This window comes from Pseudomonas sp. DF5 (genome assembly GCF_058148225.1).
The window spans coordinates 203,132-225,106 of record NZ_JBYVYM010000002.1 but is presented as its reverse complement, the minus strand read 5'-3'; the positions used below and the strand labels follow the sequence as shown (position 1 = coordinate 225,106).

Sequence of the window (21,975 nt, the reverse complement as noted above, 5' to 3'; positions counted from 1 at the left end):
GTGCCAGCCTCCCCTTTACCCCATTCAGTGTGCGTCGTGATCCCGATGTACAACAGCGCCGACAGCATTGAGCGAACACTGGCGTCCCTGGTCGGGCAAACCCGGCTGCCGGATCACGTCATCGTCATCGACGATGGTTCCACCGATGAGGGACCACAACGGGTCAAAGACTTCGCGGCGCCATTTCGCCTGACGCTGTTGCACCAGGCCAACGAAGGCCAGGCCAGTGCCCGCAACCACGGACTGCAACACACTGAAGAGACTTTCGTGGCGTTTCTCGATGCCGATGACCGATGGTATCCGCAAAAGCTGGAGCAACAACTGGCGCTGTATGACGAACTCAGTCGTCAGGGACGGCCGGTGGGATTGATAGATTGCTACGTGCAGAACGAGTACAGCGACGGCAGGCAGGAAGTGGAAAACCGGCGAAAAAACGGCAGGCATTTCTACGATTTCGTCCACGCCAATGTCGTCAATGGCGTGTCCTCCGTGCTGGCCAGGCGCGACGTGATCATGCAATTCGGCGGCTTCGATGCCAGCCTGCGTTACTCCGAAGACCGCTTCATGTGGACCCGGATCGCCGAACACTGGGAGATCCACACGGTGCCCCAGGTACTGCTGCAGCGCACGGTCAACAGCGGCAACATAACCGCGCAACCGACAAAGTACTACCCGCACAAAATCAGGTTCATCGAGGTGTACCTCGCCCGCTATGGCGCGCAGCTAAGCAAGCAGCAACGGATCGATTTCGTGCTGGGTAACCACACCGACTTTCTCAATCTGTTTTCCCGCAGAGCCGAGCATCCCCAGGTGATCGGCGTGTACCGGCGAATGCTGGAGTATTCCTGGCAAACGCTGATCTTCGCCAACGGCAAACCGACACTGCGCTACCTCTATGCATGCGCCCGATCATTGCGCAAGACAACTGCGTCAACCACTGCTCATTGAACCGGTATCCACCATGGCCAATCGCCGTCTGGTTACATTGATCTGGATCTTCACCGAGAAATTCGGCCTGATCTTCCTGTCGATGATTACCTTTGTCGCGTATGCCAGGCTGCTGTCGCCTGAAGAGTTGGGCGTGGGCACGGTCATCATTGCCACCGTCGAGTTGATCGGCCTGATTTATTCATCGGTCCTGGAAGACCCACTGGTACGGCTTGAGCGGCTGGAGGACAAACACATCGCCACAGCCTTCTGGGCGGCGGTACTCGTCAGCCTGGCGTCCATCGTCGTCATCTCGGGCGCGGTGAGGCTGTATACGCCCGACCCGGTGCTGCAATGGATGACGGCGGTGGCCTCGGTGAAGATCCTGTTCACCATGATGGCGCGGGTCTATGTCGCGCAAATGCGCCGTAACAGCAATTTCAGGATGTTGGCCTCGCGCACATTACTGGGCAAGGTGTGTGGTGGCGTGGGCGGCATCGCTGTCGCGCTGTGGGGATTGGGGGCCTGGGCGGTCATTGCCCAGGCACTGATCATGGAGTTCGTGTCCATTATTGTCTTGATGCGTGCCGACTCGCGACGCATTGCCTTTCAGATTGACGGCCCGTTCTTACGCGAATTGTTGAAAGCCGGCACGCCGGTTGCCATCAACTCGCTGAGTTCGCAAACGCTACAGCGCGGGGTCAACGTGGTCTTGGGCATGACGGCCGGTACCAACGCGGTTGGCATGTTCAACATGGCGATGCGCATCATCGATCTGCCCCGTACGGCGATTTATCACGGTCTGATGAGCTATGCGCTGCCGGTGTTTGCCCGGCGCAGAGCCGACCCATCACGCCTGCGCGCGATCATCAGCGATTCGACCGCCGTCAGCGGTTTCCTGCTGACGCCCCTGTTCATCGGCATCGCACTCACGGCGCGCGACCTGATCCTGCTGATCTTCGGCGCCAAATGGACCGAGGCCATTCCGCTGCTTCAAGTGCTTGCGTGCACGGCAGCCATCGGCAATACCGCCATGTACGCCACGACTGCATTGGTCGCGGTCAATCGAAGCCACCTGACCATCAAGGCCGAAGTGGCAACCACGGCACTGGCGCTGGCGCTGGTCTATTGCTTCGCCAGCCTCTACGGCAGCATGGCCGCCGCCCTGGCCCTGCTGATCCGGATGGCGATCATCACACCGCTGCAAATCCGCGGATTGAACAGCGCCATCGGCTATGGCTGGCGGCTGTTTTTCGAAACCAACTATCGCAGCGTGATTGCCTCGCTCGTCATGGCGGCGATCGTCCTGATGGTTTCTTCCCGATCGGGTTTACAAGGCTACCTGCACCTGATCTGCAGCATCGTGGTTGGCGCGCTCAGCTATGCCGTGGCGTATAGCGTCATGCACCCGCACTGGCTGCAAGAATTCAAATCGGTGTTCACCGCCCACTGAATGGCGAGCGGCAACACTCTACCAACGCACAACGAGACTCGCTTCACCGAACAACAAACCTCCCGCACGGACCGCGTTCCCTACTTGTCCAGTCTCCTTGCGACAGGAGCGCCCTATCATGCAAAAAACCACGCTGATTACCGGCGGTGCCGGTTATATCGGCTCTCATACCACTTTGACCCTGATCGAGGCCGGCCAACAGGTACTGGTGCTCGATAACCTGTGCAACAGCTGCCGGGAATCGCTCGCGCGCCTGGAGTATTTGACCCGTACACGAGTCGATTTCATTGAAGGCGATATCCGCAATACGAAACTGCTCGACGATATCTTCAGCCGTTACAACATCGATGCCGTGGTGCATTTCGCCGGCCTCAAGTCCGTGGAGGAAAGCGTTCGAAAGCCGCTGGATTATTACGCCAACAATGTCATCGGCACGCTCAACCTCTGCCATGCCATGGCCCGATACGAAGTCTTCAAACTGGTATTCAGCTCGTCGGCCACCGTGTATGGCACCCCTCGGCAGATACCGATCATCGAAGATCTGGGCCCAGGCAAACCAATCAACCCGTACGGTCGCACCAAGCTGTTGATCGAAGAATTGCTCACCGACCTGTACTTGTCCGATCCGCAGTGGAGCATCGCGGTGTTGCGCTACTTCAATCCGATTGGCGCTCACGAAAGCGGCCTGATCGGGGAGAACCCCAATGGCAGGCCCAATAACCTGCTGCCCTGCCTGACACAGGTCGCGATGGGGCGAGTGCCCGAACTCACGGTGTATGGCAGCGACTACCCCACGGTCGATGGAACGTGCGTGCGCGACTATGTCCATGTGGTCGACCTTGCCGATGGCCATCTCAAAGCACTGCAGGTGTTGCAGAACAGGAACGGCATCCATGTCTGGAACCTGGGAACAGGCATTGGCTACAGCGTGCTGCAGATCATTCGCAGCTTCGAGAACATTACCGGTATTACCATCCCCTTCCGCCTGGCGCCGCGCCGCGCCGGGGATATCGCCGAATGCTGGGCCAACCCCGCCAAGGCCGGACGTGATCTGGATTGGTATGCGCAGCGGGATCTGGCGCAGATGATCATCGACACCTGGCGATGGCAATTGTGTAATCCGCATGGATATCGCTCCCAGCCCGAATTGCAGGGATCGATTGCGCCAAAGCAATGGGTGTGAGCAACCTCGCACGCCCGGGCATCCCATTGCATCGGGTGAAGTACCTGTTTGGCTACATTCTGTTGGCCGCCCTGGCATTGGTGGTTGGCAACGCGCCGGGAGCCAAGCCCCAGCCGCCGGCCAACGGTCTGGTGCTGTGGCTCGACGCTGCCGACGACTCGCAAATGACCTTCGATGCCCGGCAACACCTCCTGCGGTGGCACGACAAGTCCGGCAAGTCCAATGACGTTACCGTGGACGATGCCCCGGACTCTGCACTCCCGCAGCGGGTGGAGAACGCCATGAATGGCCATTCGGTGGTGCGCCTGAGCGGTGCTTCGGCCTTCCTCGGCAAGACCATCCGTGCCACAAAAGGCCCCGTGACCCTATTGATCGTGTCACGCAGACTGAACGGGCAAAGCGGCGGCGAGACCTGGCAGCGGCTGTTCAGCTCGCGCCCGCGGATCGCCGATAACGACAATGTGGCACCGAACTTCGCGATCAGCGTGCAACAGACCACCGCCTACGATCCGACCCTTTTTGTCCTGGAACTCGACGACGCCCCCATCGGCCCGTTCGCAGTGGGACGCAATGTGGTCGGCAACACCGAACACTTGCATGGCGACATCGCCGAAGTGTTGATGTACGACCGTCACCTGGCTTCTCTGGAAGAGCGGCAACGCGTGTTCCAGTACCTGGCGCAAAAATGGTCCGTCGCTATCCCCAAGGCTGCCAATTCCTGGACCCGCGTCGGTCCTCTGGGCACGGTGCCGCAGCGGATCAATGCCCAACTGCCGCTGTCCGACCAGGCCAATGTCGGCCAATGGACTTTGGACGAACGGTTTTCCGATGACTTCAACGGGACAACCCTTGACGCCAGTCGCTGGCACGTCAACGATGCCACGGGCACCGACTCGCTCGGGCGTAGACCGGCACTGTTCACACCGGACAATGCCTACCTGAGCGATGGCTATCTGAACATCGTTTTCCGCAAGGAGAACGTGCCGCAAAAGTACGTTCGGCTGGGCTACAAAGGCTATAGCTCGGCGATGGTCCGAACCCTCGATCGCAGTTTTTACGGCTACTACGAAGCCCGCGCCAAACCTATGGAATCAGCGGGCTCCAGCGCCTTCTGGCTAGCGTGGACGGGGCTTGCCGACAATGCCACGGAGATCGACATATTCGAAATCGGCGGCAAGACAAAGGGCGGCGCCTTCGACCGCCTGTACAACATGAACGCCCACGTCTGGGCCACGCCGCAGAGCACCAGGCATTTGAGCAATGGCAGCAGCTGGATCGCTCCATGGCGCCTGGCAAGCACCTTCCATGTCTACGGTTTTGACTGGCAACCCGACACCTTGCGCTGGTACGTGGACGGCGTTCTGGTGCGAGAGGCAAAGAACACCCACTGGTTCTTCCCGATGCAAATCCTCTTTGACAGCGAGGCCATGTGGCATTGGTTCGGCGTTGTCGACGACGCAGACCTGCCCTCCACTTTCAGCGTGGACTACCTCAAGGTATGGCGGCGCGGTCGATAAACCGGCCCTGATCCAGCGTCTTTGAATTTGATCTTTCCCCCTTCGCCAATCGAGAGGGTGCGGCAAATGAACGGTAAGATGACTTCCGAGCAAGCGACAGCCTGTCTGAACCTGGCGCTTGAGCGTAACCAACAACTGTTCAACGAAGCCTATAACCTGAGCCGCGCGGCCCTTGATCTGCTCGACCAGCCTCATATGGACGTGGACAAGTTCACGCAGTACCAGAAGAAAAAACGCTACGCCAATCGCAAATACGAGGAAGCCATCGAACACTTGCGATTAATCATGACGCAATTCCCTGTCGATCCTTCTTCAGCGGAGATTTCAATACGTGAGCCCGCTTCGGTTAAGGAATGACGTAGGGATCTGACCTGTCGGGCAGGTGCATTTGAACGTTTTCAGAGATGCTCTTTCCGTTTTCAAAAAAAAGCGAATGCCCCGACCAATCGGGGCATTCGCTTTTTTGTCGCCTGTCAACGCCCCGGCAACGGCAAGCCCAGGAGCCACTCCCTGAAGGCGACCAGAGAAGGCAGGTTCTGATACCGGTGCTGATAAGCGAGGTAATAGCTTCGGTCGCTGCTGACGGGCTCGAACAGTTCGATCAGCTCCCCGTTGTCAATCTCGTCCTGCACCAGGATCCGGGGCACCAGACCGACGCCAATCCCGGCGACAACGGCCTGAATCAAATGTGAGGTGAGTTCGAAACTCGGCCCCAGGCGCATGGCTCTGTGGTCCAGCCTCTGTTTTTCGAACCACTCCGACCAGGCATGGGGCCGGGTCACGACACTCAGCAATGCATGATTGGCAATCTCGATCGGCTGTATCGACGCTTGCGCGGGCACGACCTCGGGGCTGGCAATCACTATCAGTTCTTCGGCTACCAGTTCATGGGTGATATAGCCAGGCCAGTTGCCGGCGCCCGCGAAGATGATGGCGTTCATTTCATTGGCGGCTGACGACAAATCGGAATGAACAATGCGCGAATGGATGTGCACCTGAATGCCCGGGTGCCTGGCATAGAAATCCTTCAGGCGTGGCAATAGCCATTTCGAGCCAAACGTTGGCAGGACCGCCAGGTGCAATGTGCCGCTCTGGGAGTTGAAGGCGATGGTTTGCAAGGTCGCGCTACGAATACGGCTCAGCGCCGCGGCCAGCTCATGCTGATACAACGCACCGGCCGCGGTCAGTTCGATGCGTCTGCCTTCGCGCTTGAACAGCGCAACCTCCAACAACGACTCCAGGGTCTGTACCTGCCGGCTGACGGCACTTTGCGTCAGCGCCAGTTCATCGGCTGCCCGGGTGAAACTGCAATGCCGCGCGGCCGCTTCAAAGGCGACCAGTAATGACATGGAGGGAGTAAGTTTTCGCGGGTTCATTCATAAAGCTCATGCTAATGCTGCAGCAATTACGTTTGTTTAAAGGCCAGGAATCAGCAAAATCTAGCACAACCGCTCAAACCGGGCGCCTGAATGATGCGCCCTGCATACATCTTCTGAATACAACAATTTCCCTCAGGAACACGTGCCGTGATTGCCCTTTTAAACACCGACATTCAACAAGCTGCGCATTACGAGCAGTTCCTGAGCGCTCTCAAACAGGAAGGGTTTCGCGGAGAAATCGTCAACGACCATGGTTCGCGAACCGTATTGGCGACCGATAACTCGATTTATCAGCGCTTGCCCCAGGCCGCTGTTTTCCCGATGGACACCGCCGATGTCCAGTTACTCGCGCGCCTGGCCGCGCGGCCCGCTCACCGGCGCATTGTGCTGACGCCCAGGGGTGGCGGCACAGGCACCAACGGCCAATCGCTGACGAACGGGATCGTGGTCGATCTGTCGCGGCATATGAACACCATTCTCGACATCAACGTCGAGGAGCGCTGGGTGCGCGTGCAAAGTGGCGTGGTCAAGGATCAGTTGAACGCGGCGCTCAAACCGTATGGTTTGTTCTTCGCGCCGGAACTATCGACCTCCAACCGTGCGACTGTCGGCGGAATGATCAACACCGACGCCAGCGGGCAAGGCAGTTGCACGTATGGCAAAACCCGGGATCACGTCATTGAACTGTCCACGGTGCTGCTGGGCGGAAATCTGCTCGAGAGCCAGGCATTGGACGGCAACCGCCTGAAAGACGAAACGGCGCGTACCGATCGCATTGGCGAGGTCTACCGCTGCGCCAGCGAGATCTCGCACAGCCAGGCTCAACTGATTGCCACCACCTTCCCCAAGCTCAACCGCTGCCTGACGGGCTACGATCTGGCGCATCTGCAAGAGGCCGATGGGCGCTTCAACCTAAACAGTGTGCTATGCGGCTCGGAAGGCTCGCTGGGTTTCGTGGTCGAGGCCAGGCTGAACGTCTTGCCGATTCCCCGGCATTCGATCCTGGTCAATGTGCGTTACGCCGGGTTCATGGACGCGTTGAGAGACGCCAAGGCGCTCATGGCCCTGCATCCGTTGTCCATCGAGACCGTGGACTCGAAAGTCCTGATGCTGGCGATGAAAGACATCGTCTGGCATGGCGTGGCTGAATACTTTCCGGCAGACCCTGGCACGCCAACGCTGGGGATCAACCTGATCGAATTCAGCGGCGACGATCTCACCGCGCTTGAGCAGCAGGTTCATGATTTTGTCGATCATCTGCAAACGGACACTTCAGTGCTGCGCCTGGGCCATACGCTGGCGAGCGGAGCCGAAGCGGTAAAGCGCATTTATGCGATGCGCAAACGCGCCGTCGGTTTGCTCGGCAATGTTCAGGGCGAGGCCCGACCGCAACCGTTTGTCGAGGACACGGCCGTGCCACCGGAGAACCTGGCGGACTTCATTATGGAGTTCCGGGCGCTGCTTGACAGTTACGGGCTTGAATACGGCATGTTCGGCCATGTGGATGCCGGCGTGTTGCACGTTCGGCCAATCCTGGACATGAAAGACCCCTCTCACGCTGCGTTGATCCGCCCGATCTCCGATGCCGTGGCGGCGTTGACCCGCCAGCATGGCGGGCTGCTGTGGGGCGAACATGGCAAGGGCCTGCGCTCTCAATATGTGCCGGATTACTTCGGTGATCTCTACCCTTCGCTGCAAGCGCTCAAAGCGGCGTTCGATCCGTTCAATCAATTGAACCCCGGCAAGATCGCGACGCCGGCGACCCTGCCATCCGCACAGTTGACCCGAGTGGACGAGGTCGAACTCAGAGGCGCGCTCGACCGCACCATCGATGAGCGAGTGTGGCGCAGCTACGAGAGTGCCGTTCACTGCAACGGCAACGGAGCCTGTTACAACTTCGACCCGGACGATGCCATGTGCCCGTCCTGGAAAGCGACGCGCAACCGCATCCACTCCCCCAAAGGTCGGGCCTCATTGATTCGCGAATGGCTGCGCCTGCAGGGCGAGCAAGGCCTGGATGTGCTGGACGTGAGCAAACGCATTCGCCGCTCCGGCCACCTGGCAGGTTTAGTCCGTCGAGCGAAAAACACCGTGGCGATGAAATGGGGACAGCGGGATTTCTCTCACGAAGTCTATGACGCCATGGCGGGCTGCCTGGCCTGCAAATCCTGCGCGGGCCAATGCCCGGTGAAGGTCAATGTCCCTGAGTTCCGGTCACGTTTTCTGGAGCTTTACCATGGGCGCTACCTGCGCCCGCTGAAGGACTATCTGATCGGTTCCCTCGAATTCAGCATCCCGTGGCTCGCACGTTTTCCATCGTTGTACAACGCCATCATGGGCGCCAAACCGACCCGTTATCTGCTTGAACATGTGGTGGGCATGGTCGACAGTCCGCTGCTGAGCAGGATGGATTTCCAGGCGGTGTGCAAGCGCTGGAACGTTCGCATCGCCACGGCGCAGCGCCTGCAAGCGCTGACGGCCGAGCAGCGCCAGCGCAGTGTGATTCTGGTCCAGGACGCATTCACCCGCTACTTCGAAACCCCCGTGGCGGCAGACTGGATTGAATTGATCGCCAGGCTGGGTTATCAGGTCTACCTCGCGCCGTTTGCGCCTAATGGCAAGCCGTTGCAGGTGCAGGGTTTCCTGGGGGCGTTCGAGCGGGCCGCACGTTTCAACGCACAATCATTGCGCACGTTGCAGCAGTATGGCGTGCCGTTGGTGGGACTGGATCCGGCGATGACCCTGGTGTATCGCCAGGAATACAGCAAGACGCTGACCAATGAAGAGACACCAAGCGTGGTCCTGCCTCAGGAATGGCTGGCTACCGCCCTGCCCCGGCAAACGGCTGCACCCGGCGCCGAGGTCTACAAATTCCTCCCCCATTGCACTGAAAAAACCAATGAGCCGGCCAGTGTCAGTCTATGGCAACAGGTGTTCGAGCGGATGGGGCTCAAGCTTGAGGTATTGGCCAGCGGCTGTTGCGGCATGTCGGGAACCTATGGGCACGAAACCCGGAACCTCCAGACTTCCGCTGTCATTTACGGCCAATCCTGGCAGCCGCTGGTTGCGAAGTTCAGCGAGGGAGGTCGTTTGGTCGCCGATGGTTATTCATGTCGCAGCCAGGTTAAACGGCTGGATGACCAGGTTGTGTTGCATCCACTCCAAGTGCTTCTCGGCCATGTGAAAACGATGGATATCTAGCCTCCCGCGGCTTTATCCGGTGGCCCCGTTCGGCGGGCGGTCGCCACCGGGCAGCATACGGGTGCCGGTCAAGCGTTTCGCCGCTACAATGCGCACCTTGACCGTGACAAGCCAGACTAAAAAAACATGTCCCTACCCAAGCATCACCTGGAATTGCTCAGCCCCGCCCGCGATGTGGCCATTGCCCGCGAGGCCATCCTGCATGGCGCCGACGCGGTGTACATCGGCGGCCCGAGCTTCGGCGCCCGCCACAACGCCTGTAACGAGGTGAGCGATATCGCCCAATTGGTGGAATTCGCCCGTCGCTATCACGCGCGGGTGTTCACCACCATCAACACAATCCTGCATGACAACGAGCTGGAGCCGGCGCGCAAGCTGATCCACCAGTTGTATGACGCCGGCGTCGATGCGCTGATCGTCCAGGACCTGGGCGTGATGGAACTGGACATCCCGCCGATCGAGCTGCACGCCAGCACCCAGACCGACATCCGCACCCTGGCGCGGGCGAAGTTCCTCGATCAGGCCGGTTTCTCGCAACTGGTACTGGCCCGCGAGCTGAACCTCCAGGAGATCCGCGCGATTGCCGACGAGACTGACGCGGCCATCGAATTTTTCATCCATGGCGCGCTGTGCGTGGCGTTCTCCGGCCAGTGCAACATCTCCCATGCGCAGACCGGTCGCAGTGCCAACCGTGGTGACTGCTCCCAGGCTTGCCGCCTGCCCTACACCCTCAAGGATGAAAAAGGCGGTGTGATCGCTTACGAAAAACACCTGCTGTCGATGAAGGACAACAACCAGAGCGCCAACATCCGCGCGCTGGTGGAAGCCGGCGTACGCTCGTTCAAGATCGAGGGGCGCTACAAGGACATGGGCTATGTGAAGAACATCACCGCCTACTATCGCCAGCGCCTGGACGACGTTCTCGAAGACCGTCCGGATCTGGCTCGCGCTTCCAGCGGCCGCACCGCGCACTTCTTCCTGCCCGACCCGGACAAGACCTTCCATCGCGGCAGCACCGATTACTTCGTCAGCGAGCGCAAGATCGACATCGGCGCCTTCGACTCACCGACGTTCACTGGCCTGCCGGTGGGCGTGGTGGAAAAAGTCGGCAAGCGCGACCTGCTGGTGGTCACCCACGAACCGTTGTCCAACGGCGACGGCCTCAATGTGCTGGTCAAGCGCGAGGTGGTGGGCTGGCGCACCAACATCGCCGAGCCCAAGGGCGAGTTCGAGGAGGACGGTGAAAAGCGCTACCGCTATCGTGTCGAGCCTAACGAAATGCCCCAGGGGCTGCACCAGTTGCGGCCGAATCACCCGCTGAGCCGCAACCTCGACCACAACTGGCAGCAGGCCCTGCTCAAGACCTCCGCCGAGCGTCGGGTGGGTGTCGCCTGGGTCGCTCGCCTGCGCGAGGATCGCCTGGAGTTGACCGTCACCAGCGAGGAAGGTGTCAGCGCCAGTGTCGCCCTGGACGGTCCATTCGGCCTGGCCAACAAGCCGGAACAGGCCTTGGAGCAATTGCACGACCTGCTCGGCCAACTGGGCACCACGCAATACCACGCCACGGATATCAAGCTGGATGCACCGCAGGCGTACTTCATCCCGAACTCGCAGCTCAAGGCCTTGCGCCGCGAAGTCATCGAAGCGCTGACCACGGCCCGCATCGAAGCCCACCCACGGGGTGGTCGCAAGGCCGAGACCAATCCACCACCGGTGTACCCGGAGTCGCACCTGTCGTTCCTGGCCAACGTCTACAACCAGAAAGCCCGCGACTTCTATCACCGTCACGGCGTCAAGCTGATCGACGCGGCCTATGAGGCTCACGAGGAGACCGGCGAGGTGCCGGTGATGATCACCAAGCACTGCCTGCGTTTCTCCTTCAACCTCTGCCCCAAGCAGGCCAAGGGGGTCACCGGCGTGCGTACCAAAGTCGCGCCAATGCAACTGGTGCACGGCGATGAGGTGCTGACGCTGAAGTTCGACTGCAAGCCCTGCGAGATGCATGTGATCGGCAAGATGAAGGGACACATTCTTGGTCTGCCGCAACCGGGCAGCGTGCAGCCGGTCGTCGGTTACATCAGCCCCGAAGACCTGCTCAAGACCATCCCTCGCGCGCCCCACTGAGTGACGGGCGAGCGCGCCGCTACGGCGTCGCGCTCGCTGTGTTCGGAGGGATATTTAACCGACACAAAAAAACGCCAGGCCGGATCGGCACTGGCGTTTCTCGTAAACACGACCATCCCGGACCCGCGCACTGCCTGCCGGCTGAGTCATATCTGGATGGATGTAAGGAAAATGGCAGGGGCGGCTGGATTCGAACCAACGCATGGCAGGATCAAAACCTGCTGCCTTACCGCTTGGCGACGCCCCTGTAGCTGTTGCGACGAGTGCCTGGGCACTCCCTTTCTGATTGCGCAGCTTGCGAGCAATATCGAGCTGCAGCGTCCTTGAGTTGCGAGCCCCGTAGGGGCCTCTGCAAGAACGCGCGGAAATTTATCAACTTTCGCTGTGTCTGGGAAGCCCAAAAACAAACTAATTTGTTTTAAAACAGATATTTACTGTTGATCCAGGCTATTCGGGGTATCCGGAGGGTGCCATGGCAGCTGTTACCGATACGCTGAAGCTGTTTCTCTGTGGCGATGTCATGACCGCCCGCGGCATTGACTTTGTACTGCCGCATCCTGGCGATCCGCGGCTTTACGAAGAGTACGTCAAGAAAGCCGGCGATTACGTCCGGTTGGCAGAACGACTCAATGGCCCGATTCCCCGCCCGGTCGACTTCACCTATATCTGGGGCATTGCGCTGGATGAGTTCCAACAGCGCCAGCCACACGCACGCATCATCAATCTGGAAACGGCGGTGTCTCGCCGAGGACGACCGGAGCCAAAGGGCATCAATTACCGCATGAGCCCGGAGAACTTCCCGGCCATCAGTGCCGCCGACATCGATTGCTGCGTGCTGGCCAACAACCATGTGTTGGACTGGGGCGTGCCTGGCCTGGCCGATACGCTGGCCACCCTGGCGAACAACGGCATGTGCAGTGCCGGCGCCGGGCTCAACCGACAATCTGCCGAAGCGCCCGCCGTACTGCCGTTGTCTGGCGGACAGCGCTTGCTGGTGTTTGGCCTCGGCGCTCCCGACAGCGGCATTCCATCGCAGTGGGCCGCCACGGATAAGCGCGCGGGCGTCGCGCGGCTGGAGGATCTGTCGATGCAAAGCCTGCGCCCTGTGGCCGAACGGATTCTCCAGTACAAAAAACCGGGGGATTGGGTGGTTGCTTCCATTCACTGGGGTGGCAACTGGGGGTTCGAGATCCCGTGCGAGCAAGTCCGGTTCGCCCATGCCCTGATCGACGAGGCCGGAGTTGACGTGGTGCACGGCCATTCCTCGCACCACGTCAAAGGCATCGAGGTGTACCGCGAACGCCTGATTCTCTACGGCTGCGGCGATCTGCTGAACGATTACGAAGGCATCGAGGGCCACGCAGCTTATCGCGGCGACCTGGGGCTTCTGTACTTTGCCTCATTGGCCCCGGACGGGCGCCTGCAAACACTGGAGCTGATCCCCACTCGCCTGCAGCGCTTTCGCCTCTGTCGCGCCGAAGGGGATGACCGTCAATGGCTGCACGACACCCTTGTTCGCGAGTGCAAACGTTTGGGCAGCAGCCTCCAACCGGGTGCGCAAAATGCCTTCGAGTTGCGTTGGTAGGCTTTTTCATTTCTGCGTCGCTTTTGCATTTCTGTGCGACAGATCTCACTTCAGGTACTCCCGTACCATTCCCTCCTGGTGTTAGTTTAGAAACGTTTCTGACTGATCAATCAGATTTTTCTCACCCACCACCTGCAAAGGAATGCCCCAGCAATGGACTTTTCACTCAAGCACCTGGCCGCGACAACCCTGATGCTGGCCAGCCTTTCGTCGTTTACCACCTCAGCCCACGCCAACATCACCCCGCAACAGAACGCGACCATCCTCAAGACCTTCAGTGATGCATCGGTAACGGACTTCAGGCAATTCCTGGGAAGCCTGACCAAGAGCGAGCTTGCCAAAACCGGTAACCTCGGCCCGGCAATCAGTGCTTTCCAGGGCAACAAGCCCCTTTCCGCTGAACAACAGAACGAAATCAATCGCCTGCTTGGCCTCTATGCACGAGTGAAGTACGGCAACGCTGCCACCGAGACCCTTCGCGAACTGGTGGCCATCCCGACCTTCCGTGTGGATGGCGTGGCCCAGCATGAGAATCCTGAGTTCATCAAGATCGCCGACAAGCTCAAAGGCCTTGCCCAGGCCTTCAACCTGAATTTCCGCAACATCGACAACCGCGTCTATGAAATCTCCCTCGAAGGCAGTGGCGACGAAGTGGTGGGCATTCACGCACATGCCGATGTGGTGCCCGTGACGCCGGAGAACTGGGTCCTGAAAGACGGCACCCGCCTCGATCCGTTCAAGGTCACTCTGGTCGGCGATCGCATGTATGGCCGAGGCACCGAGGATGACAAGAACGCTATCGTGGTCGCGCTCTACGCCATGAAGATCATCAAGGAAGAGAAGCTGCCACTGGCTCGCAATTTCAAGCTGCTGGTAGACACCACCGAGGAAACCACCGGCGACGCCATCCCCTATTACTTCGAACGCAACCCGACACCCAACTACAACCTGGCGCTGGATGGCGGCTACCCGGTAGTGATTGCCGAGAAAGGCTACGGCACCGTCATGGCGAACTTTGCCCGGCGCAACGCTCAGGGCAAGGGCGCCGAAATCACATCAATGACGGGCGGCCTGGCAACCAACCAGATTCCGTCGACGTCGGTCGCCACCCTTGTAACCGACAAGCCTGCCGAATTGGCTGCCAGCCTGCAGAAGGCAGGTAACGATTATGCCAAGCGCAATGGCGGCAACTTCGAGGTGACTGCCAAGGTCGTCGGCAAGGACGTCAAGCTGACGGTCACCGGCGTTTCTGCCCACTCCTCCGAGCCCGAGTCAGGCATCAACCCGGTGGCACGGATGCTGGGCTTCATCAACAGCCTCGACGGCGAGGTCGCGCTCAAGCACAACCACATTACCGACGCCGCCCGATATGCCGTCGACAACTGGGGGCTGGACTACCTGGGGGGCAAGTTGGGGGTCGGTTTTTCCGATGCCTTCATGGGGCCGCTGACCACCTCCCTGACCTATGTCGGGATGGATGAAAAAGCCTTCAAGCTTGCGGTCAACCTGCGCGTGCCGAAGGGCAAGTCCCCGGAAGCGCTCAAGGCTGAAATCGCCGAAAAGCTGGGTGCCTGGAGCAAAAAGACTCACATTGCAGTGGCTTTCGACTACAAGATCGCCGAGCCGATGTACCGCAACCCTGAGGGTGAATGGGTCAAGGCCCTGTTGGCCGTGGCCACAGAAAACCTTGGAATGGAACACAAGTTCGGCACCTCTGCCGGCGCTACATCGGTCCATGAGCTGCCCAACGGCGTGCAATTCGGGTTGGCCAGGCCCGAGCTCAAGTACACCGGCCACAACGACAACGAGTTCAAGACCGTCGACCAGTTCCTGCTGGATCTGCAGATCGTGACCGAGATGATGGGTCGCATCGGGCAGTTGCCGAAGCTCTGATCTCCCCTTTCGGACCCGCCATTCTGGCGGGTCCATCGTTTTGATCGTCTTGCCATGAAGCGGCGGTTATCGCGTAACTGGCCTATTCTGAATCAACCGACAAGCAGTCAGACCCCACCTGATGTACCGGACTCTTTACAGCAATGGAGGCTAGGCGATGAAGGAGCAATCGATTGAGTTCCGCGCTGGAGATGGACACTCTGGAGACGCGCTCTCCGTGCCCCTCGCCATGACCTACAGCACAAAACCTGCCACGACCAATGGCCGCATCGAGCTTTACACCCAGGAACCGATGGTCAACTGGCTAGGCCCGTTTCAGCTCATGCGCACGGCCTTGCAAACCGCTGCGGCCACCACGATGGGGGCCTTCGCAGACCCACGCGACGTGCTGGCCATGCTCAACCCTCGGGACTCTAACCCGCCCATCCAGGTGGCTGGTGACGGCGAGGTGTGGATCGACTATCTGGCGGATACCGGCGATGGCTGGGACTCCACCTATTCCATGGCGCTGTGCGTCAGCCAGGCGGTCAAGTTGCCGGAGCTCACGTTGCCGCGCGGCGACGTGCTGCTGCTCGGCGGCGATCAGGTCTACCCCACACCGGCCCAATCCGGCTATCGCACCCGCTTCCTTGATCCCTTCCGCGCAGCCTTCCCCGCGCCGGTCCCCAAGGTTCGCCCGAATGAGCAGGACCAGCCCGTGCCGCAGCCAGGTGCACCGTGGATAGTGGCGACGCCCGGCAACCACGATTGGTATGACGGCCTGCGCGGGTTCTCCCAACTGTTTTGCGAGCAGAGGCCCATCGGCGGCTGGGAAACCCGTCAGCGCACCAGTTACTACGTGCTGCAGTTACCCAATGGCTGGTGGATCTGGGGCCTGGACCTGCAATTGGAGTCCCTGATAGACCGCCAGCAGAAGCAATACTTCGAAGAGATGCACACCAAGTTGCAGCCAGGCGACCGCGTGATTCTCTGTACACCCGAGCCGAGCTGGGTGGACGAAGCCGAACGACTCGCACGCGTGGGGAACAAGACCTTGCCCTCGATCGAGACCCAGACCCTGCGCTTCAGCAGTCTGCGCGAGATCGAGCAGCTCTTGGGTGACCACTTGGCAGTGGTCCTGGCCGGAGACTCGCACCACTACGCGCGCTATCAGCCAAAAACCGGCAGCCAAGCGCCGCAACGCATCACCTGTGGCGGCGGTGGCGCCTTCTTGCATGGCACTCATCAACTTCCAGATCCACCCGAGCCGATCAACGTCGGCGGAACCCGGCAGCACTACGAGTTGGCTGCAGCCTACCCGGACAAAAAGACCTCCGAACAGCTGCGTAACCGTGCATGGCGGCTACCCACCCACAATCTCTCGTTTTGCAGCATGCTGGCTATTTTGTACCTGCTGTTCGACTGGATGGTGCAAAGCGCCAGCAAGGTGCCCCATCTGGCGCGGAATAATCGCAGCCTGATCGAGGTATTGTCTGACCTTGAAGTGTCTATTGCGAACCTGCGCGAGGTTTGGCGACAGCTGATCCTGGTCCTGGCACACAGCCCTTCGTCGGTGATGCTCGCCGTGATCATTGTGTTGGGCTGCGCAGTGCTCTCAGCCGCCGGGGTCAAGCGCACCCGAAAGCTTGCCTATGGCATCGGGGCCGTTCACGGCTTGCTTCACCTGGGGCTGGCGATCGGGCTGCTGTGGCTCATGGGCCGTATCAACATTCACTATTTGCAGTTCGAGGTCGAAAACCTGCTCCAGGTCTTGTTGTTCCTGGTGGGGACACTGGTGCTCGGCGGTTGTTTGGGAGGTCTGCTGTTCGGTGCCTGGATGGTCATGGGCAATACCTTTTGGGGACTGCACAGCGAGGTGGTGTTTTCCTCGCAACGCATTGCCGACCACAAATGCTTCCTGCGCATGCACTTCAAAGGCGACCAACTCACCCTTTACCCGCTCAAATTGGAGAAGGTCTGCCGACGCTGGTCCGTGGCGTCGGGAGTCGCCAAACTGGCGAAGGTGCAGCGTACCTGGAGGTTGCGGGCAACGCCTGAAAGCACTGGCCCGCGCTTCGTGCCCACCGCGGGTGAGCTTGAGCCGCGGCTGATCGAGCCGCCCATCGTGATTCGGCGGGGAGGAAGTACCGCATGAGCTCGCATGCCCCAACAAACAAGGGCTGGATTTCAGAATGATTGACCGCTCAGGGTCGCGCCCCCCCGTGCGACCTTGAGCACCGACGGCAGCTCCTCACTCGAAAACGCAATACGTGACACCATTCCTTCGCGCCCTCATCTCGTTTCCGCCTCCCAAGTAGTCCGAAACTCCCACCCCGCCTGGGAGTTTCGGCCGATGCGCAATTCCTGGCGTTTCTCCATAGTCGGTCAAGGTCAACGGTCAGGCCTCGATGACCGCACTTGCTCTGGAGAACGTCATGGCTATTGGCGAGCAAAACTCATCGCTGACGAGCGATCCACCCCCCCTATACATTCCAACCCTCGACTCAGTGGTGACGACATCAGTTATCGCCAATGCTCTTGGCGTCGTGGCCTCCGGCGCGAACGTTACGCTGGACGAAACGGCCGGGCTGCAGAACGCCACCGCCACGCCAACCCCCGCGGGAGACGCTGACGACAATGACATTTTGGTGGCATCCCTGCCCTCGACTTTCTCCACCCGTTTGACCGCACTGGGGGCTGGTACCGCCACGGGTGCGGCCTTGAGTGGCTACACCGGTGCCGCAGGCAATACCGGCAGCAATGCGTTCAGCGTCACCGCTGACCCTGGAGCAACCATTACCAACGTCAGTTTCGTCGACAGCGCCGGCGCAGCGCTTAATGGCGTGGACAGCGGGCTGGACACCATCGATGGCACCAGCATCCTTCTCTATACCGATACGAACGACAACATCCTTGTGGGCCGAGCCGGAAGCGCAAGCGGCGCGATCGTGTTCGCCGCCTATATCGAAGAAACCGGGTCGCCGCTCTCGGGCGGCAAGATCTGGACCGTGGAGTACCAACCGATCAAGCATCCCGATGCGACGAACCCCGACGATGCGGTCAATCTGCTGAATAAGGTGTTCATCGGAGCCGGTCAGGACGCGGAATTCAGCCTGGACAAAGCGCCGTCGGGCCAGCAGTTGTTCCTGATGTTCACGACCGCGGGTGCGACGGCCGATGCGAACGGCCGGATTCCCGGTGTCTCGATCATCGTCACCGGCAGGGATCCGCTGGATCAGTCGGCAAGCAGTGCTGCCATCACCAGCGCCGACACGGTCAACAGCAGCCAGGGCGGCGGCAGCACAACCCTGGGCACCAACAACCAGGCGATCACCGAACAGGAAGGCCTGCGCTTCAGCTTCGTCAGCGGTGCCAAGGCGGACTTCACGGTCCCCAACCTGAGCCCGGGCGAAGCGGGTGTCGAAGCGAACATCGACTTCACCCAGTACTTCGGCGCCCGCTCCGCGACCTTCAAGGTCGTGCAGGAGACGGGCGGCACGACCGCGAAGCTCTTGCTCACCGCCGTCAAGAACGCCGACAACGTCAGCGGGTCGCAGAGCGGTGTCAACTTCGTCAACAGCTACGCCAACGACAGCACCGAAAAGGTCGCGATCACCAACGGCAGCGTCACCGTGAAGACGTTCGCTGGCGCCACCGTCAGCACCGCCGTCATCACCTACAACGCCGATGGCACGGTGCTGATCACCGGCGTTCCGACCGACTCGCAGATCACCTACAGCACGGCGACCGACCACAACCGCGTGATGATCGAGAACGCCGGGTTGCTGACCGACAAGAACGGCGACAAGACGCACGCTGACTTCGACATTGGCGGCTTCAAGGTGCTGCAGTCCAGCACGTCAACCGCCGAAATCGGCTCCAAGATGATTTTCGAGGATGATGGGCCGAGCATCAGCACCACTGGCACCGAACCGACGCTGACAGTCGATGAAACGGTACTGGCGACCAACGACACCAAGAGCTTTGCCGCCAACTTCACCTCGGCGTTTGGCGCTGACGGTGCGGGTACGCTGACCTATGCGCTGGGTGTGGTCGCCGGAGGCTCAGGGTTAACGGACACCGCCACCGGTGAGGCGGTCAACCTGTCACTCAACGGTGCAGTGGTCGAAGGCCGCACGGCCACCACCAACCAACTGGTGTTCACGGTCAGCGTGGCCGCCAATGGCGACGTCACCCTCGACCAGATCCGCGCGGTAGTGCATCCCGACGCCACCAATCCGGATGATTCGAAGACCCTGACCTCGGACGATCTGGTGACCCTGACCGCGACCAAGACCGATGGGGACGGCGACAGCGTCCACGCGAGCCTCAACATCGGCCAGAACCTGGTGTTCAAAGACGACGCCCCCAGCATCAGCACCACCGGCACGGAACCGACGCTGACGGTGGACGAAACGGTGCTGGCGACCAACGATACCAAGAGCTTTGCCGCCAACTTCAGTTCGGCGTATGGCGCCGATGGTGCCGGCACGCTGACCTATGCGCTGGGTGTGGTCGCGGGAGCCTCCGGGCTGGTGGACACGGCCACGGGCCAGGCGGTCAACCTGTCGCTCAACGGTGGCGTGGTCGAAGGCCACACGGCGATTAGCAACGATCTGGTGTTCACGGTCAGCGTCGCCGCCAACGGTGACGTCACCCTCGACCAACTCCGCGCCGTGGTCCATCCCGATGCGACCAATCCCGATGATTCGAAGACCCTGACTTCGGACAATCTGGTAACGCTGACGGCAACCATCACCGACAAGGACGGCGACAGCACCCAGGCGACCCTCAACATCGGGCAGAACCTGGTGTTCAAGGATGACGGACCCAGTATCAGCACCACCGGCACGGAACCGACCCTTACGGTGGATGAAACGGTGCTGGCCACCAACGACACCCAGAACTTTGCGTCTAACTTCACCTCGGCGTTTGGCGCCGATGGCGCGGGTACGCTGACCTATGCGCTGGGCGTGGTGGTGGGTGCCTCCGGGCTGGTGGACACCGCCAGTGGCCAGGCCGTCAACCTGTCGCTCAACGGCGGCGTAGTCGAAGGTCGCACGGCCATCAGCAACCTGCTGGTGTTCACGGCCAGCGTCGCCGCCAATGGTGACGTCACCCTCGACCAACTGCGCGCCGTGGTGCATCCCGACGCGACCAACCCCGATGATGCGAAGACGCTGTCGGCGGACAACCTGGTGACGCTGATAGCGACCAAGACCGATGGCGACGGCGACAGCGCCCATGCCACCCTCAACATCGGGCAAAACCTGGTGTTCGAAGACGACGGTCCATCACTCGCCTTCGGCAACCTGATCGGGACCGGTAGCATCCTTCCACAACAAGGGTACTGGGATAACTCGACCGGAGCCGACGGACTGGGGGCAACCGGTCTGGATATTTCGTTGGTGAATAACCAGTTCACCCTCGTCAGGCCAGACAATACGACCACCACCGGGACCGGTTCGCTCACCGAGCAGTCACCGTCACCGGATGCCAATGGCGCCTATCATTTCGCAGGGACGTTGACCGGCGATTTCGACAACAACGCCGCCACCGCGAATACCAGCGTCGACTACACGCTGACCGCCTATAACAATGGCACCTATACACTGGATCTGGTGCAAGGCTTCAGTTCGCAGATCGTGCTCAGCAGTGCCGACGGCTCGCTCAGTGCCGGCGGCCCGGATCCGGTGCGCACATTGCTGATCCCGCCGCAGAATCCGCCGACTATTCCTTCGCCCTCCGAGGAGATTGTGTTCTTTTCCGCAAAAGCAACGGCGTCGACCGGGGACATCCTGAGCGGCATCGGGCTCGGCAAACCCGACCCCACCGAAGCCCAGCTGCAGACCACCCCCCTGCCCTCGTACATCGACCCGGCGGCCATGAACGTCAGCACGTCCGGTATCGGCGTCGGCAATAACATTCTCCAGGGAGACAACCTGGCGGCCATCAGTTCTGCCGATGAAAGCTTCGTGATCAACCCGGAAAGCTTGCTGGCGGGCATGAAGATCTTCATCGACAACTCCGTGGGAGGTTACAACACGGCGACCGAGGACCTGTACTACAGGGCCTACTACGAGGATGGCACGTTCTCGAACCTGATCGAGGTGAACACCGTGACGCCGGAGGCCGGCGGACAAGTGTCCTTCCTCGTTCAGCAGCAAGGCACGAAGTTGATCGACGCGGTTCAGCTCACGATGGGCCGAGGCGATATCAAGATCCCGGTGATCGAGTTCATTAAGCCAACCGAAAGTCTGGCCAGCGATATCAAGCTGGCGTTCAACGCGACGTTGACGGACAAGGATGGCGACTCGGCGTCGAGCGCGTTCGACGCCAACCTGTTCGCCAACGACCTGGGCACCACCTTCGACTTCACGCTGGTGGGCACGGCCGGTGAGCGGGATGCCTTCAACGTCGATTTGTCATTCGCACAGAACAAGTACCAGATCACCGGCTTCGATGCGAGCGCAGGACTGCGCGACACGCTGGTGCTCAACGGCGACCAGAACGCCGTTGTCCAGTCGATCGACAACAGCGGCGCAGACAGCATCGTGACGGTTGCCGAAACGGGTGGGCAAATCACGACCATCACCTTGGTCGGGGTCGATGTTCTGAATACCGACATTGTCCATGGCAGCGCCTGAGGCAGCGCGTGCGTGAAAGGATGCGAGGGTGGCGAAAACCACCCTCGCATTGTTTTTGCAGTTCCAAAATGAGATCGGCACGGATCG

Annotated in this window: 12 protein-coding genes and 1 tRNA gene; 11 read left to right on the top strand and 2 right to left on the bottom strand. The window is 60.3% G+C overall.

Annotation, left to right across the window (positions count from 1 at the left end):
* The 5 genes from AC30D7_RS02910 to AC30D7_RS02890 all read left to right on the top strand — a co-directional run bounded on the left by AC30D7_RS02910 (position 1) and on the right by AC30D7_RS02890 (position 5,437).
* Positions 1 to 948, top strand: a complete 948-nt coding sequence (locus tag AC30D7_RS02910) for a glycosyltransferase family 2 protein (protein WP_490132955.1) — start codon at positions 1 to 3, stop codon at positions 946 to 948.
* 13 nt (positions 949 to 961) lie between these two features.
* Entirely contained in the window at positions 962 to 2,380 is a 1,419-nt protein-coding gene (locus tag AC30D7_RS02905) for an oligosaccharide flippase family protein (protein ID WP_490132954.1), read from the top strand.
* Between the two features lie 118 nt (positions 2,381 to 2,498).
* A complete protein-coding gene (gene galE / locus AC30D7_RS02900; protein ID WP_490132953.1) occupies positions 2,499 to 3,563 on the top strand; it encodes a UDP-glucose 4-epimerase GalE in 1,065 nt (354 codons plus the stop codon).
* On the top strand, positions 3,560 to 5,080 hold the full coding sequence (locus AC30D7_RS02895; RefSeq protein ID WP_490132952.1) for a family 16 glycosylhydrolase: 1,521 nt from the start codon (positions 3,560 to 3,562) through the stop codon (positions 5,078 to 5,080). Before galE ends, AC30D7_RS02895 begins: the two co-directional genes overlap by 4 nt.
* A gap of 66 nt (positions 5,081 to 5,146) precedes the next feature.
* A complete protein-coding gene (locus tag AC30D7_RS02890; RefSeq protein ID WP_490132951.1) occupies positions 5,147 to 5,437 on the top strand; it encodes a hypothetical protein in 291 nt (96 codons plus the stop codon).
* A gap of 116 nt (positions 5,438 to 5,553) precedes the next feature.
* On the opposite strand, the gene AC30D7_RS02885 is transcribed toward AC30D7_RS02890, so the two are convergent.
* Positions 5,554 to 6,456, bottom strand: a complete 903-nt coding sequence (locus AC30D7_RS02885) for a LysR substrate-binding domain-containing protein (RefSeq protein ID WP_490132950.1) — start codon at positions 6,454 to 6,456, stop codon at positions 5,554 to 5,556.
* Positions 6,457 to 6,606: 150 nt separating this feature from the next.
* Here AC30D7_RS02885 and ydiJ point away from each other — a divergent pair, with 150 nt between their 5' ends.
* Together ydiJ and AC30D7_RS02875 are read left to right on the top strand one after the other, a co-directional pair.
* Positions 6,607 to 9,660 (top strand): D-2-hydroxyglutarate dehydrogenase YdiJ, encoded by a 3,054-nt coding sequence (gene ydiJ / locus AC30D7_RS02880; protein ID WP_490132949.1) that lies wholly within the window; start codon positions 6,607 to 6,609, stop codon positions 9,658 to 9,660.
* A 126-nt stretch (positions 9,661 to 9,786) separates the two neighbouring features.
* Complete coding sequence (locus AC30D7_RS02875) at positions 9,787 to 11,784, top strand: peptidase U32 family protein (protein ID WP_490132948.1); 1,998 nt, start codon at positions 9,787 to 9,789, stop codon at positions 11,782 to 11,784.
* A gap of 172 nt (positions 11,785 to 11,956) precedes the next feature.
* Here AC30D7_RS02875 and AC30D7_RS02870 read toward each other — a convergent pair.
* A tRNA-Gln gene (locus AC30D7_RS02870) sits at positions 11,957 to 12,031 on the bottom strand.
* Between the two features lie 225 nt (positions 12,032 to 12,256).
* Here AC30D7_RS02870 and AC30D7_RS02865 point away from each other — a divergent pair.
* From AC30D7_RS02865 to AC30D7_RS02850, 4 genes are all read left to right on the top strand, one after another.
* On the top strand, positions 12,257 to 13,369 hold the full coding sequence (locus tag AC30D7_RS02865) for a CapA family protein (RefSeq protein WP_490132947.1): 1,113 nt from the start codon (positions 12,257 to 12,259) through the stop codon (positions 13,367 to 13,369).
* Positions 13,370 to 13,522: 153 nt separating this feature from the next.
* Positions 13,523 to 15,262 (top strand): dipeptidase, encoded by a 1,740-nt coding sequence (locus AC30D7_RS02860; RefSeq protein ID WP_490132946.1) that lies wholly within the window; start codon positions 13,523 to 13,525, stop codon positions 15,260 to 15,262.
* Between the two features lie 157 nt (positions 15,263 to 15,419).
* Positions 15,420 to 17,396 carry a preprotein translocase subunit YajC gene (locus tag AC30D7_RS02855; protein ID WP_490132945.1) on the top strand — a complete coding sequence of 659 codons (1,977 nt, stop codon included), beginning with the start codon at positions 15,420 to 15,422 and terminating at the stop codon, positions 17,394 to 17,396.
* A 280-nt stretch (positions 17,397 to 17,676) separates the two neighbouring features.
* Positions 17,677 to 21,888: a DUF5801 repeats-in-toxin domain-containing protein gene (locus AC30D7_RS02850; RefSeq protein ID WP_490133057.1), complete on the top strand. Its 4,212-nt coding sequence runs from the start codon at positions 17,677 to 17,679 to the stop codon at positions 21,886 to 21,888.
* The last annotated feature ends 87 nt before the right edge of the window (positions 21,889 to 21,975 follow it).

Coding starts and splice junctions, on each gene's coding strand:
- AC30D7_RS02905 (WP_490132954.1), top strand. CDS start 962: ATGGCCAATCGCCGTCTGGTTACATTGATCTGGATCTTCACCGAGAAA.
- galE (WP_490132953.1), top strand. CDS start 2,499: ATGCAAAAAACCACGCTGATTACCGGCGGTGCCGGTTATATCGGCTCT.
- AC30D7_RS02890 (WP_490132951.1), top strand. CDS start 5,147: ATGAACGGTAAGATGACTTCCGAGCAAGCGACAGCCTGTCTGAACCTG.
- AC30D7_RS02885 (WP_490132950.1), bottom strand. CDS start 6,456: ATGAACCCGCGAAAACTTACTCCCTCCATGTCATTACTGGTCGCCTTT.
- AC30D7_RS02875 (WP_490132948.1), top strand. CDS start 9,787: ATGTCCCTACCCAAGCATCACCTGGAATTGCTCAGCCCCGCCCGCGAT.
- AC30D7_RS02865 (WP_490132947.1), top strand. CDS start 12,257: ATGGCAGCTGTTACCGATACGCTGAAGCTGTTTCTCTGTGGCGATGTC.
- AC30D7_RS02860 (WP_490132946.1), top strand. CDS start 13,523: ATGGACTTTTCACTCAAGCACCTGGCCGCGACAACCCTGATGCTGGCC.
- AC30D7_RS02855 (WP_490132945.1), top strand. CDS start 15,420: ATGAAGGAGCAATCGATTGAGTTCCGCGCTGGAGATGGACACTCTGGA.
- AC30D7_RS02850 (WP_490133057.1), top strand. CDS start 17,677: ATGGCTATTGGCGAGCAAAACTCATCGCTGACGAGCGATCCACCCCCC.